Genomic DNA, 14,325 nt, shown 5'->3' on the forward strand with positions numbered 1-14,325 from the left:
GGCTCAAACGTATCCGTCTTCTTTGCGCGAAACTTCCACATGGCATATGCCAGCAGCGACGCCACGGCAATAAAAATCGCCGCGCAGATGCCCAGCACAAAAATCGCGATGCCATTCTCCTGCGCCGCCGGCGTGGACAGCGTGGAGAAAATCGAAGTCGGCGAAGACGCCGTCGCAACCGCTGCTGCACTCGTCAGCGCCGCGGCTACTGCTGCATATCGAAAATGGAATGTACGCACTTTCACTTGGGGGATGCGTTCCTGTGGTTTGAGTTCACCCACACCCACGACAGGCCGACTCCTGTCCGCATGGTGATAAACCGGCGCAATGACAACACTTCAAGGCCTCGCTCGTTCGCTTGTAACGATTCTCTTCTCCCGTTTCGGTACTGTCATGTGGTCTACCATCCGCCTGTTGCATATTGCGACGTTAGGGGCAGGACTTGCGTGAGAATGTATCCAACTGAACAAACATGCCTATTAAACAATCTGAGGCATCGTCATCAATGCGGACTTAGATTTGAATAAAGCTCTCCATCGAGATTCCCCATCGCACAATGATCCACATCAAACATGCAAATTGAATTTAGTACGCAAAGGTCAAGCAGAAGGCTAGCAATTTATCGTCACAGAAAACGGGGGAAATTATTCCTATAAGCCAGAATCTCTTCCCGCAGGATTCTATGCCTTTCAGACTATCTGGAGGGCAGTGATGACGGGATATCCCGCGGCCATTCGATCTGTTTGCTCTTCCGGATAACTTTCGTCAGCCCGTTCAGGGAATCGCCTACCACTCCGTAAACTCGCTTTACAGCGGCGTTCACGAGTGTTTCGATGAAGACCTCAGCCACTTTCTTTGCCATGGATTTTTCCCACCCCGCTTTGCAAGAGTCGACCTTCTTCCAGAATCACCGCAACGCGATCACCGCGTCCCCGCCATTGGAGCGAAATCATTTCCTATCTCAAAAATCTGCCGGTCCACGTCCTTGAGGCTTCCTGATGGATTGCCAGCATTGATCACGGCGCCTCCGCCGGTGAGTACGGCGCAGCCGAGCACGGCAGCGACTTCGGGCGGAATATTGTTTCCCACCAGCACGACCGACTTGCGGTTAACTACCGCATGGCTCGCAAAGTCCGACACTCCCAGATGGTGGTAGATGGTTTCGGTGGCGCGGTGGAGGCGTGTGTCGTCGCCCAACAGCACTGGTACTCAAGTGGATTTGCTAACACAGCACCCGATCTTCAACTGAAGATACATGGTGTTGGCGAGCCGAGGTGGTGAGCCCCCCAGCTCCTCCAGCTTTTTAGAAGGGGTACACCGTCTCTTTGTGACGCACGGTAACCCAATGATCCCTGGTGAACTCGTGAATGATCCAATCGCCGCCGAAGCGCCCGAGACCGCTGTTCTTTTCGCCTCCAAACGGTCCCGTGGTCGAGTCATCGACCGTGTGGTCGTTGACGTGGGTCATACCAGCTTCAACCCCTAATGCAAACTGCACACCGCGCTCTCTGTCCCCTGTGAATACAGCGCTTGACAGGCCGAACTGGGTGTCATTCGCAACCTGGAGGGCTTCTTTTTCGCTGCTTACCTTGATGATCGGCGCAATCGGGCCGAACATTTCGTCCTGAGCGATTTGCATGCTGTTCTTCACATCGACAAAGACGTGCGGTGGCAGGACTTGCCCCTGGGGATCGCCGCCTACGACCTGTCGAGCACCTGCGGCTTTTGCCCCTACGATGTGGGCAAGGTGGGCCTTGAGCTGCTTTTGGTTGATAATTGGGCCGATCGCAACCTCAGGGTCGCTGGGATCGCCGTACTTCAGCTGTTTAACATGAGCTGAGAAACGATCGACAAACTCGTCGTATATCTTCGCGTCAACGATGATGCGATTCGTACTCATGCAGATCTGCCCCTGATGAAGAAATCTGCCTACGACTGCAGCGCGGACAGCATGGTCCACATTGGCATCATCAAGAACGACGAATGGCGCGTTGCCACCAAGCTCAAGAGCCACACGCTTAATCTGAGGCCCGCTCACCGCCAGTCCGCCAATTCGTCTACCGATCCGCGTCGATCCTGTAAACGAGATCAGTTTGGGAATCGGATGCAAGGTGAACTCATCCCCGATCTCATCGATGGGGCCGACAACGACATTCAACAGGCCCTTAGGGAGACCAGCCTCTTCATAAATTTTTGCAATCAGGAAACCGCCAGTCACCGGCGTATCCTCTGCTGGTTTGACGACCACCGCATTGCCCAGAGCAAGGGCCGGAGCAATCGAACGATGCGACAGATACAGAGGGAAGTTCCACGGGCTGATCACGCCGATGACGCCGAGTGGCTGACGATATGCCCGGCTTTCCTTTCCGAACTCGTCCAGAGGAAGAATCCTGCCTTCCACGCGGTGGGGAAAAGAAGCGGCTGCGAGTGTAATAGAGTGGACAAACTGCCATTCCAACTCGGCCTTGCCTCGTGTGCTTCCAGATTCGCGGATCAGCCAGTCCACGATCTCCTGACGGCGGGCCTCCATGATGGATGCGGAGCGAAGGATGACAGCAGCGCGTTCGGCCGGGGCAGCCGCTGCCCAACTTACCTGAGCTTTGGCAGCCGCTTGATATGCGTCGTCCAGATCACTCTTGTCTCCCTGTATGATCTCCGCCAACGTCTCACCGTTATAAGGGTTGGTATCGGATTCCTTGCTTCCCTGCCTGCCAGGGCGCCAGGCGCCGTCGATAAACAGCCCGTCGAAACCTGTATAGGGTTTGGGAGCGGATGACTGTGTGAGTTGGCTCGAGGCCTGTGGATTCGATTCCTTGGTTGTGGCTGACATTCGATTTCTCCCGTTCTGTAAGCCCGCACATGCGGGGTGCCCCTCAACTCGGTGCGAGGATGCGGTGTAGTGAGGAATAGCAGATTAAAGTGGTTTCCATAGCCAGAGCGGGCAACGGCAAATCGCCGGATGTGCCGCTCGATAAAATCACAAGGGACCTGAGAATCAAGAGCCTCCCGCAACGTGGGAACTCCACGTTGCGGCGCCTAATGTTCTCTCCCTGAGCAACCGCTGATGGCCTGAGTCATTAACCTGCGCTAGCGACGCCGACGTTACCTGACACTGTCGACTCGATGTCGCGCACGGTGTCGGGAACCTCGAACTCCACCTCATCCTTGTAGCGCGGCAATGCCGCGTGGAACGGGCATCCGGCAAACTTTGGATCATCTTTATAGAGCGCCGAAAAGTGTGCGGGAAACTTCTTATCCAGATCCCGGATCGACTGCATAAACGCAACACGCTGCTCCTGGCTCAGAGCTTCCCGTATCTCGATGTAGCTGCGCGGAGGATCATCTTCGTAGGTCTCCTTGTACCACAGGACCAGCCCCATCATCTTGGGCAGGATTTCCTTGGCCATCGGCAGCGGCGGATCAATCTGCATGGTTTCCAGCGTGGTCGGCAGTGCAAGGCTGCGGATCAACTGATGCCCCAGCCAATGGTACTCCTCGGGGAAGAAGCGGAAAACGAACTGCTCATGGATTGCCGCGGCGATCAGGTTGCCTCGCTCCGGCTTGGGACTGGGCGCGGTTTCAAAGCCTTCGCAGAAGCGGATGCAGCCATCGAAGTCCTCCGGGTATCCGTGCACGGGCGTGTTATTCTCGGCCAGAAAGAGCTTGGACAACTCGCCCCAGAATCTATGTGCGGCAATCTTTTCTTTTTCCGAAACGCCGGGCAGCCCCATACGCAAGCGCAGGCGATGAGCGAGCACCGCGGAGAACGCGCAGACGTAGATGTAATCGTCGTTGTACGAAAACACTCCCGGATACTTCTTAGCCCAGAAAGCATGCAGCCGGTTGATTCCATCGACGGACTTCTTTGTACGCTCGTCATGCGGGCCGTACCACCACCACAAGCTATTGGTGCTCTGGGTCTGCTCCACGCGGGAAGTCGCGCGTTCGACCGTCTTGCCGCCATCCTCGCGCCAGACCGCGGTTGAACCCCACTCGGTGACGACGAAATTAGGGAAGGTCAGCGCATACATCAGGTTCGACATGAACTCGCTTGAGTCGTAGCAACTGGACAACTGCCAGATCCTGACATAGTCCACATTCGGATCGAGCGATTCGATCTCGGCCCGTATCCACTTCTTAGGTTCAGCGCTCATAATGAATCTCCTACGACCGTTGAATATAGAGCGCGGAGAGAACGAGTGGCTTTCAGGAAAGTCTCTTTCATGCGGAAAAGTGCTAAATTCTGCGGCGATATGCCGATTCATCCACTATTACTTAAGGCGCGCTTTGGTGAGTTGCGCCTTTCGACATCCAATTCTGCGAGCGCCGGGCGAGCCGTCTGTTAGATACATGTGAGCAGGTTCTGTACGACGGCCGACACATCCTCTCTCTTCCACAACATCAGCATTCGCACTTCGATTCGCGTATTTCGAAGCGGCAAGAAGGTGACTCCATCCCTCCGCAGCTTACGAACGGAAGCCGGCAGAATGGATACTCCGAGGCCGGCTGCGACCAGGCCGAGCGCCGTCTGGGCAGTATGCACCTCCTGTATGTGCTTGGGCTTGAAGCCCGCATCCGCGCACTCGGCGAGGACTGCTCCCTCCAGGGTCACAGCAATGTTCTGCGCCGGAAGGATGAAGGAATCCTGAACCAGGTCTTTGATCGATACCGACTCGTTCTGAGCAAGCGGGTGATGCTCGGGCAGCACCGCAACCAGCGATTCAGGTGTCATCTCCCTGTACTGAAACTCCGGGTCTGGAAGAGCATACGCGATGGCGAGATCGATGTCGCCACTTCTCAATGCCGCAATCTGCGCTTCGGAACCGATCTCGCGAAGGATGACCTGAACATCAGGGTACTTTTCACGGAATGCCTTGACCATCTGAGGAACCACGCTCAAACCTGCGGTGCTTCCGAACCCGATTGCAATTTGCCCGATCTCGCCACGGCCTGCGCGTTGTGCCGCAATCTTTGCAAGCTCGAATTGCTGGAGGCTCCGTTCGGCTTCTGAAAGAAAGACTTTCCCTGCATCGGTAAGCGATAGTTTGCGTCCGGTTCGGCAGACCAACAGGGTGCCAAGCTCCTGTTCCAGTTGTTGAATGTTCTGTGTCAGTGCCGGCTGTGCGATATGCAACTGTTCTGCCGCGCGCGTCATATGCAATGTTTTTGCTAGAACGGCGAAGTAGCGAAAATGGCGGTTCTCAATCATGGGGAATCGATGACCTGTCTCCGCCATCATAATCTCTGCGCTGAAATTGAGACCCAATTCATCGTCATATGAGGCACCAGAATTCAATTCTCCCCTAAACGATAAGTATTTTCTATCAAAACTCGCGCTAAATCCTATTGGAACCCTATCGACTCCGCATGATCTAAGTAAGAAAGATTGCTATGAATGGGAAGCCGTCATCCCGGGCCGAGCCGCCGCATGAATTATTCGGAACTCTACTGGCGTTCACTGTCGCCACTGCCATCGAGCAGTGGACCGGATCGGGAGTCGCCCTTATCCTCACGGACCTCACCGGAACGCTGAGTGCCTCTGCCGATGAAGCAAGCTGGGCTGTGACGCTTTACTCGACGGCCTTTGCAGTGGCGATAGCTCTCTCTCACCGGCTCATCAGCTTTTTCGGTAATCGACGGTATCTCGCGCTTTCGGCCGCGGTGTACGCGATGGCTTCCGCCGGCTGCGCGGTGAGCCCGTCGCTCGGCATCTTCCTTGGGTTCAGGCTGATCCAGGGATTTGCAGGCGGCAGTTTTCTCGCGCGTACCCTGGTCTTCCTCACGCACCGATTCAAGCCGAAAGACCGTGTCCTTCCACTGACCGAATACGCCGTTGGGTTTTTCCTCATCGGCCGCTTTCTCGCACCCATACTCAGTGGGTGGTTCGCGGATAACTGGAGCTGGAGATGGATGTTTGCCGTCACGGTTCCATTCATGCTGCTGGCCTCCTGGTTGTTTCACCACTTTGCCGCACATCACTGGAGAGATGACGTGGAGACCAACCCACCTGACCTCGCCGGGATTGCTCTCCTTCTTCTATCCATAAGCTCGCTGCAAACGATCCTGAGTCGCGGGGAAATCGACGACTGGTTTGGTTCGCCATGGATTCTGGCATTGGCAGCAGTGACTGTCCTCGCCCACTTCGGATTCGCGGCCTGGCAATTCTCTCCCTGGAATAAGCATCCCCTTCTCCATCTCCATTTTCTTCGTGATCGGGGGTTGTTCTCAGCCGCGGTGCTTGGCACGGTGCTTGGCATGTTGCTTGCCGGAAGCCTTTACGCAGTTCCTCAGTATCTCCGCCGAGTTGAGTCTCATTCTGCACTGCAGACCGGGTCCATTCTTGCGCTGGGAGGGCTGTCTGCAACGGCTGTGCTTGCCTTTATCCCGGTCATCGTCAAACTCATCGGCAAGGTGGGCGGCAAAGCAGTCATGTTTGCTGCGCTCGCAACCGAGATGGTTTCGACGGGATTGCTCGGGCATTTTCTGACCTCCGACACTCCTGATCGCTATCTCTGGCTGCCCATCCTCCTGAACGGGGTGTTTATCGCCCTCTCCGTTCCGACCTTGGCGTTGGTGGCATTCGCGAAAATGGAGCCGCATGAGGCCTCAAGCGCTCGCGCCATCTATTACGGCTGCCGACAACTCGGGGCCTCACTCGGCGTCACCTTTGTCGTGATTCTGATCGATCGCCGCTCTACGCTGCACTCAACGAGACTGCTGGATTCTCTCTTCAACCGTAATCTTGCGACGATCGGCACTTCGATCGATGTGGATAACAGTCTTGCAATCAAGCGTCTGGGAGCGCTGATCTTCCGAGAGAGCATGGTTCTTACGTTCGCAGATGTCTTTTATGCGATGGCTGCCTTGTCCGCAGTCACGATGCTGCTGCTCCCTCTCTTACCGTCTCTTAACTCGCCCCCTCAGCGAGTATCTGCAACCCCGGAGCCAGGCGAGGATATGGCTCCTCAACCTACGATTCCCCAGATTGCCCTGTGACATACTCCTTATCCATTCGCGCATTTCGCGTGCTTACGGCAGGAGCTGCGCTTCTGTTGAGCTGTCTCTCGCTGCGGGCGCAGAGCAGCGGCAGCTTCAGTCCGCTTTCCAATACCATCGCAACGCCGCGTCCGTTTGATCCCGGATCGAATACCACCAACCCGAGTGCTTTGGCGGCGCAGGCACAGAACCCATATCTGGGGAGCGTACCGATTCAGCCCCTCGTTCCCGGCATCATGCCCCTCTCCCTCCGTGAGGCCGTCGCACTCGCTCTGCGAGCCAACCTTGGCCTTGTAGATAGCGAGCAGGCACACTCGCAATCGCGTGCGCTTCGCATGCGAGCCTTGTCTACGTTGCTGCCGCAGCTTTCTGCGGAAGCTGTCGAGAGTTTCCGGAACTTCCCAATGACGACCATCGGTGGGCAGAAACTGGGCCTGCCGAAAGTGATCCCCATGTTCAACTACCAAAGCGCGTATATCAGCTACGGTCAGGATGTATTCGATCTCTCGGCAATTCACGAAGTGAAGGCCGCAGGGCACGAGGAAGAGGTGAGCGAGGCTTCCCTTGCAGATGCCAAGAATATTGTTGTCCTGGCCGCATCGAGCGCATACCTTGAGGTCGCCGCCAGCCAGTCGCGCGTGACGGCGGCGCAGGCGGAACTTGATTCTGCTGCCGCGCTCGACACGCTCATTGAAGATCGTGTTCGGCGCGAAGTATCCCCAGAGATTGATTCCATCCGGGCGCATGTCGCGCATGAGACAGCAGAGCAGCGGCTCACGCTTAGCCAGGTTCGACTCGAAAAAGATAAGCTGGCTCTCACCCGTATCATCGGTCTTCAGCCGGAGCAGCAGTTGACCCTCACCGACACCTTCTCCTATACACCCGAACCCAAAGAGACAGTGGATGACCTCGTCGCCCTGGCGGAAAGAGCGCGGAATGATCTGAAGGCGGCGGCCGCCAGAGTTGCCGTCGCGTCACAACAGGTCAGCGCTCGCTCCGCGGAGCGTCTGCCTGTAATCGAGGTGCATGCCAGAGGAGGTGGAACCGGCGTCAACGCTGGAGCCTTCAATGGCGACTACGAAGTTGCAGGGAAACTCTCGGTCCCGATTTTCACGGGTCGAAGAATCGAATCGGAGATCGCTTCAGCGCAAGCGGTCCTGAAGCAGAGGCGGGCGGAACTGGAAGACCTGCGCGCACGGACAAAGTATGACGTGCGCTCCGCCTATCTGGACATCGAGGCTGCAGACAAGAGTGTCGAGGTCGCCAAAGGAAACCTCGCACTCGCGAGAGACGGGCTCAAACAGTCGAGGGATCGCTTCGAGGCAGGAGTGAGCAACAGCCTGGAGCTGATCCAGGCCGAGCAGGCGGTAGCGGATGCAGCAGATAACAACATCGCCAGCATCTACGCGCACAACCTGGCTAAGCTCATGTTGATCCGCTCGACTGGAACGGCAGAGCAAAACTATGCAGATTATCTCGGAGTAAAGTGATGGCGTCCCAGACTGATGTACAGAATTCGACCCATGCAGTTTCGTTCGCAAGGCGCTCGGCTCTTGCCGTTGCTGTCGCTGTCGCCGCGCTGCTGATTGCAGCGCTTGGTTATTGGTTCGTGGTCTCAGCGGAAGTGAGAACCGATGATGCGCAGATCGACGGACATGTTCACCCCCTGAATGCTCGCGTCAGCGGCACCGTTGTTTGGGTGAATCCGATTGTGGACGATACGCATTATGTCGCCGCCGGAACTGTGCTCGCAAAATTGGACACCAATGACTACAGCCCCGCAGTAGATCGCCTGCAAGGCGACGTTCAAGCGACAAAGGCGCAGCTTGAGGCCGCAAAACTGAATGTTCCCATTACAGAAGCCACAGCTCAGAGCCGCCTGGCCTCATCCCGGGCCGCAATCGTCGAAGCGGAAGCCGATCTGTCCGCGGCTCAGGCGGGTGAGAAGTCCGCCGAAGCACTGCTCTCGCAGGCGACTGCCAGCCACCAGAGAGCCGAGGCCGACCGGCAGCGCTATGAAAGCCTGGTGAACAGCCATGAGATATCGCGCTCTGAATATGACCAGCGGATGACAGAGGCCAAGACCACGGCTGCGCAAGCAGAGGCGGCACAGGCAAACCTCACCGCGACACAGGAGCATGTGCGGGCAGCACGGCAGCATCTTGAGGAACGCCGGAACGATCTCGAAGCCGCCTCAACGGCTCCGGAAGCGATTGCAACGTCGAAGGTCAGCGTGGAGCGCGTCGCCGGAGACTTGAAGAAATCCGAAGCAGCGCTCCGCGATGCAGATCTCAACCTTGGCTACACGAATATCATCGCCCCGGTCAGCGGCATCATCGGACGCAAGCAGATCGAGTCAGGGCAGCGAGTAACGGCCGGTTCGCTGCTCATGGACATCGTTTCGACGGATAACATCTGGGTCATCGCCGACTTCAAGGAGACACAGCTGCACTCGATGCATGTCGGCCAGTCCGCATCGATCCACATCGATACCTTCAACAAGACCATCGATGGAACCGTCGAGAGCATTGGGGGTGCTACGGGCTCGAAATACGCGCTCATTGCGCCCGAGAATGCCACCGGCAACTATGTCAAAGTCGTGCAAAGAATCCCAGTACGGATTCGCCTCAATTCGGCACGAGATCAAAACCTGCTGCTGCTTCCAGGTATGTCGGTAGAGGCGTCTGTAAAGGTGCGCTGAAGCGGCTCCGGTTTTCTCACATGTAGTAGAGGATGCTCGTTCACGATGATCCAGCTATGGCTGGAGAACATGCTTCGTACACGGAGCCAGCATCCATATTGAAAGCGAGTACCTCGCGCGACCAGGATAGCAACCGGAGTTCAGGTATCACCTACCTGGTGCGCAACATCGGCGGAAGCTCAACGATTCGGAGGTCAGATGGTTCAGCAAACGGCAGAGCAGCGCAAGCGTGTCATTATTGTCGGCGGAGGATTTGCAGGAATACAAGCTGCGAAACGGCTCAGGAAACTGCCCGTTGATGTGATTCTCATTGATCGCAACACTCACCATACTTTCCAGCCCCTCCTCTACCAGGCGGCTCTGGCTGTACTCTCGCCCTCAGACATCACCAGGCCCATTCGTTCCATCCTGAGGCAGAAGAACGCCACTGTCCTTCTCGCGGAGGTGCGCGACATTGATCGCTTCACCCAGCGAGTAGTCCTGGACAATGGAGATGCCCTCCTCTACGACTATTTGATTCTCGCGACAGGAACGACTTCGTCCTACTTTGGACACAATAATTGGGAGGAGCACGCTCCGTCGCTCAAATCGATTGAGGATGCTGTCGATATCCGCTCCCGCGTTCTCCTTGCTTTCGAGCAAGCGGAACTGGCTATGGTGAATAGAGCCACGCAGCCCGACCTTCACTTCGTTGTGATTGGCGGCGGACCCACGGGAGTCGAGCTTGCCGGGGCGATTTCCGATATTGCGAAACATGTACTCAATAAGGACTTTCATCATCTGGATACGTCCAAGGCGCGAATATCGCTATTTGAAGGCGCGCCATCGATTCTGAATGCGTTTCCGGAGAACTTGCGCCGGAGCGCCGTGCAACAGCTTGAATCCCTTGGCATCCGCGTACATACTTCGGCACAGATCACGGACATTCAAAACGATTGCATCGTTGCAGGAGAAGAGAAGATCGCCTCAACCATTACGCTTTGGGCCGCAGGTGTCGCGCCCTCCGCGCTGGGAGCCAAGCTTCAGGTCCCTTTGGATAAAAGAGGGTGCGTGCTTGTGGATGGCTACCTGAACCCGGCTGATGCTCCGAGGGTTTTCGTGTGTGGGGATCTCGCTGCTGTCACAGAGAACGGTCGACGTATTCCGGCGACAGTACAACCGGCCATGCAAATGGGAAAACATGCCGCAGAACTCATCGAGGCGGACCTGGCCGGAAGGCCGCGCACCGAGTTTCACTATTTTGATAAAGGCGACATGGCTACCATCGGCGCTAATCACGCTGTTGCCCATATCGTGTGGCCCTTCAAAGCCAACTGGGGTGGCCTTCGCGCGTGGCTCGTATGGCTGTTCATCCATCTGTTGTTCTTGAGTGGGAAGGACCGTCAGCTTTCCGTCCTCTGGACGTGGGCTTACAGCTACATCAGTCGGGATGCTCGCAACCGAATGGTTGTTCGGAAGAAGTGAAGATTGCCCGCTTGTACACAAGTGTTCCCGTAGAGAGGGGAACTCCGAAATAAATCCAGTGGGCAGAACAACGCTTTTATCTGATGCAACTCCTCTTGTTGGGAGATCACTTTCTATTTGTCGACCATCCGGGAATTAGCCCGGACGTGTCCCAGATGTAGCCCGGGCCTAATCCGCTTGCACGTCCACGAGAGGAACTCCGATAGCGCTCCGATTGGACGCGCGTTCCAGTTCTCGGAGGGCACGGACTGCCGCCTCGCCGTCTTCTAGACTGACACTTGCCAGCAGATCATCGCGAAGCTTCCGAATAACTCTGTCGAGTTTTCTTGCCAGTGCGCGGCCCTTTGGAGTCAGGTGAAGCGTTTTGGCTCGGCGGTCAATCGGGTCTGACTTCCGTAACAGGAGTCCGTCCCGTTCCAGTTGATCCACGGAGCGTACGACGGCCGCCGAATCGATTCCGGCTTCATCGGCAACCGCTTTCTGGTGAACTCCATCGCCCAGCCGAGCCACTACGAGAATCGGTGCGGCCATAGAGAGAGACACTCCGAACCGCGCGAGAGCGGCGCCAGCGGCCCTTTGCCACGCGCGCCCCGCCGGGAGCACCATCCAGGTCAAGGCGACCGACCAATTATCGTCCCGTTTATATGACATGACAATAGTTGACGTATCAACGATATTTATAGTCTAAAGGAAGAGGCAGACTCTGTCCTGCCGAAAATACCCCGTAGGCACTGGAGGCACAAGCATGAGCAGGTTGCAGGGAAAAGTCGCCCTGATTACAGGCGCGGCGCGTGGCATGGGAGAGGCGCATGCACGCCGCTTCGTCGCTGAGGGCGCAAAGGTTGTTCTGACCGATCTCCGTGAAGATACCGGAGCGGCGCTGGCCAAAGAGCTCGGAGGAAATGCACTGTTCCTTCGTCAGGATGTCACGAAAGCGGAGGATTGGGCTGCGGTGATCCAGAAGAGCGAAGCCGCCTTCGGCCCGGTCACGGTGCTGGTGAACAATGCAGGCATACTTGGCCCTGTCGCCAAGACGAGCGACATCAGCGAGGCTGATTACCTGAAGGTCATTGCAATCAACCAGACCGCCGTCTTTCTCGGAATGAAGGCCGTTCTGCCTTCCATGCTGAAGGCTGGCATCGGATCCATCGTCAACATCTCTTCGGTTGCCGGGATCGCTGCCATCTACGGGTTCCCGAGTCTTGCCTATGTTGCCAGCAAGTTCGCGGTGCGCGGCATGACAAAGGCGACCGCGATCGAATATGGATCGAAGAACATCCGTGTGAACTCCGTGCATCCTGGTTTCATCGAAACGCCGATGATGGTGGAAGCGACCGATGAAAAGGGCGGAGATGCTACAAGCCTGATTCCGCTGGGGCGTATCGCGAAGTCGAGCGAGGTTGCCAATCTCGTGTTGTTTCTCGCGTCGGACGAATCTTCCTTCATTTCGGGCACCGAACACATCATCGACGGTGGCATGACGGCCCAATAAACGCGCCACAATTGAAAGTAGGCGGAGGTCATAGAGATCAATGACCCCCGCCTCCGCCAGCTACCTTGGATTTCTTGAGGAACAAGACGGCAACTGCGCTTCCTAACAAGACGGCACCCAGAGCGATGAAGCAGTCGTTGTAGGCCATGAGGAATGCTTCCCGGCGCACGCTTCGATCAATTGCAACCAGCGCCTGTCCGAGGGCGGATGCAGGATCGGCTCCTCTTGTCAGAAAAAATGCCGTGCCCTGGCGGAAGCGGTCTTGGGTTCCCGCAGCGTACAGACTCACCGATTCTCCAATGCGCTCAGAATGGAAGCGCTCCCTGACTGACAGCAGGGTGGTTAGCCCTGCAATGCCAAAGGACCCGCCGAGGTTTCGCATCATGTTGAAGAGGGCGGATGCGGCGCCGGCTTCCCGGCCCTTTGCCATGCCGGCTGTTGCGAGCGCCGAAAGAGGAACCATGATCAGAGGTTGCCCTATTGCCCGGACAATAAGAGGTATCCGGAACTGCGGACCGGAAAAATCAAGGTCCATCCACCCGCTAAGAAAACAGCTTCCTCCGAACAGGAACAAACCTATCCCGATCAGGATTCGAGCATCAACATGCTGCATGAGACGGGGAACGAACGGTATGAGAACTAGTTGCGGAAGGCCCATCCAGATGATGGTCTGACCGATCTGGTAAGCATCGTACCCCTGAATCTGCCCCAGATAGCCAGGGATAATGTATATCGCGCCGTAGAGGCCGACACCGAGCGCGAGGTTGACGATGCTTCCGAGGCCAAAATTACGCCGAGCGAAGAGGCGCAGGTCGACGAGCGGCAACTTCTTTTTGAGCTGGATCACAATAAACGCCGCCAGGAAGATGACAGCAACAAAGGCCAGGCGGACAATACCGGGATCTCCGAACCAGTCCTTTCGATTGCCGTTTTCGAGGACAATCTCAAGCGCACCGAGACCAACAGCCATCGTGCCAATTCCCCACCAATCGCCCTGTTTTAGAAGGTGCAACTGCATCGGTTCCTTTTCCATCGTGAACCATACGGCAGCAATGAGAAGTAGATCCGGGCCAATGTTGAGATAGAAGATCATTGGCCATCCATAGGCATCGGTCAAATATCCGCCAATCAGTGGCCCGACGGAGGGTGCAACCGTTGCGGTGAGGCTATAAATTGCGAGACCAATGACGTGTTTGGATGGAGGAAGGTAATTCAGAACGACCGTGAAGGCAAGGGGGATCAACACCCCACCGGATAGACCTTGAAGGACGCGGAAGACGATCATCAGCTCAAGGCTGCGAGCCTGTCCGCAGGCAACCGAGAAGATGAGAAACAGGATGGAGTTGACCAAGAGGTAATTCTTGAGAGAGAAGGCCTGCGCCAGCCACGCCGTTAACGGGATGACTACAATTTCTGCGACAAGGTAAGCCGTTGGCACCCAGGAGATATCGTCAGCGCTCGCCCCCAGCGTACCGGCAATATCCCGCAAGGAGGAGTTGGTCACGATGATATTGAGGACTGCCATGAAGCATCCGAGCATGACGCCGCAGACGCAGATCCACGTCTTGAGGGGAACATGGTCTTCGGCGACCGCATGAGGGTTGCCGGCGGACATTCCAGACCGTAGAGCTGCTGTTGTTGCCATCATGTTCTCCTGAGTTCTCAGTCGCCG

Annotated in this window: 13 protein-coding genes; 5 read left to right on the forward strand and 8 right to left on the reverse strand. The window is 56.4% G+C overall.

Translation table 11 applies throughout. The features are described from left to right. From AC5S3R_RS17975 to AC5S3R_RS18000, 6 genes are all read right to left on the reverse strand, one after another. The coding region (locus AC5S3R_RS17975; protein WP_494268548.1) for a hypothetical protein at positions 1-245 on the reverse strand (245 nt) is incomplete at its 3' end. Between the two features lie 449 nt (positions 246-694). Then, complete coding sequence (locus AC5S3R_RS17980; protein ID WP_494268550.1) at positions 695-862, reverse strand: hypothetical protein; 168 nt, start codon at positions 860-862, stop codon at positions 695-697. A 59-nt stretch (positions 863-921) separates the two neighbouring features. Further along, positions 922-1,197: a hypothetical protein gene (locus AC5S3R_RS17985; RefSeq protein WP_494268551.1), complete on the reverse strand. Its 276-nt coding sequence runs from the start codon at positions 1,195-1,197 to the stop codon at positions 922-924. 106 nt (positions 1,198-1,303) lie between these two features. Then, positions 1,304-2,830 (reverse strand): aldehyde dehydrogenase family protein, encoded by a 1,527-nt coding sequence (locus AC5S3R_RS17990; RefSeq protein ID WP_494268552.1) that lies wholly within the window; start codon positions 2,828-2,830, stop codon positions 1,304-1,306. A 247-nt stretch (positions 2,831-3,077) separates the two neighbouring features. Continuing rightward, positions 3,078-4,154 (reverse strand): hypothetical protein, encoded by a 1,077-nt coding sequence (locus AC5S3R_RS17995; RefSeq protein WP_494268553.1) that lies wholly within the window; start codon positions 4,152-4,154, stop codon positions 3,078-3,080. Positions 4,155-4,342: 188 nt separating this feature from the next. Next, positions 4,343-5,296, reverse strand: a complete 954-nt coding sequence (locus AC5S3R_RS18000) for a LysR family transcriptional regulator (protein ID WP_494268554.1) — start codon at positions 5,294-5,296, stop codon at positions 4,343-4,345. Positions 5,297-5,391: 95 nt separating this feature from the next. On the opposite strand from AC5S3R_RS18000, the gene AC5S3R_RS18005 reads away from it, so the two are divergent. From AC5S3R_RS18005 to AC5S3R_RS18020, 4 genes are all read left to right on the forward strand, one after another. Next, a complete protein-coding gene (locus AC5S3R_RS18005) occupies positions 5,392-6,996 on the forward strand; it encodes an MFS transporter (RefSeq protein WP_494268555.1) in 1,605 nt (534 codons plus the stop codon). A 56-nt stretch (positions 6,997-7,052) separates the two neighbouring features. Continuing rightward, entirely contained in the window at positions 7,053-8,486 is a 1,434-nt protein-coding gene (locus AC5S3R_RS18010) for a TolC family protein (RefSeq protein WP_494268556.1), read from the forward strand. Beyond that, positions 8,486-9,697: an HlyD family secretion protein gene (locus AC5S3R_RS18015; RefSeq protein ID WP_494268557.1), complete on the forward strand. Its 1,212-nt coding sequence runs from the start codon at positions 8,486-8,488 to the stop codon at positions 9,695-9,697. Before AC5S3R_RS18010 ends, AC5S3R_RS18015 begins: the two co-directional genes overlap by 1 nt. Positions 9,698-9,895: 198 nt before the next feature. After that, positions 9,896-11,161, forward strand: a complete 1,266-nt coding sequence (locus AC5S3R_RS18020) for an NAD(P)/FAD-dependent oxidoreductase (RefSeq protein WP_494268558.1) — start codon at positions 9,896-9,898, stop codon at positions 11,159-11,161. Between the two features lie 168 nt (positions 11,162-11,329). Here the strand turns inward: AC5S3R_RS18020 and AC5S3R_RS18025 are convergent, their stop codons facing one another. Then, positions 11,330-11,812 (reverse strand): MarR family winged helix-turn-helix transcriptional regulator, encoded by a 483-nt coding sequence (locus AC5S3R_RS18025; RefSeq protein ID WP_494268559.1) that lies wholly within the window; start codon positions 11,810-11,812, stop codon positions 11,330-11,332. A gap of 94 nt (positions 11,813-11,906) precedes the next feature. On the opposite strand from AC5S3R_RS18025, the gene AC5S3R_RS18030 reads away from it, so the two are divergent. Beyond that, positions 11,907-12,653 (forward strand): SDR family NAD(P)-dependent oxidoreductase, encoded by a 747-nt coding sequence (locus AC5S3R_RS18030; protein ID WP_494268560.1) that lies wholly within the window; start codon positions 11,907-11,909, stop codon positions 12,651-12,653. 37 nt (positions 12,654-12,690) lie between these two features. Here the strand turns inward: AC5S3R_RS18030 and AC5S3R_RS18035 are convergent, their stop codons facing one another. Then, a complete protein-coding gene (locus AC5S3R_RS18035; protein WP_494268561.1) occupies positions 12,691-14,301 on the reverse strand; it encodes a DHA2 family efflux MFS transporter permease subunit in 1,611 nt (536 codons plus the stop codon). Positions 14,302-14,325: the final 24 nt, after the last annotated feature.

The organism is Occallatibacter sp. FHG110214_02, from assembly GCF_059115385.1.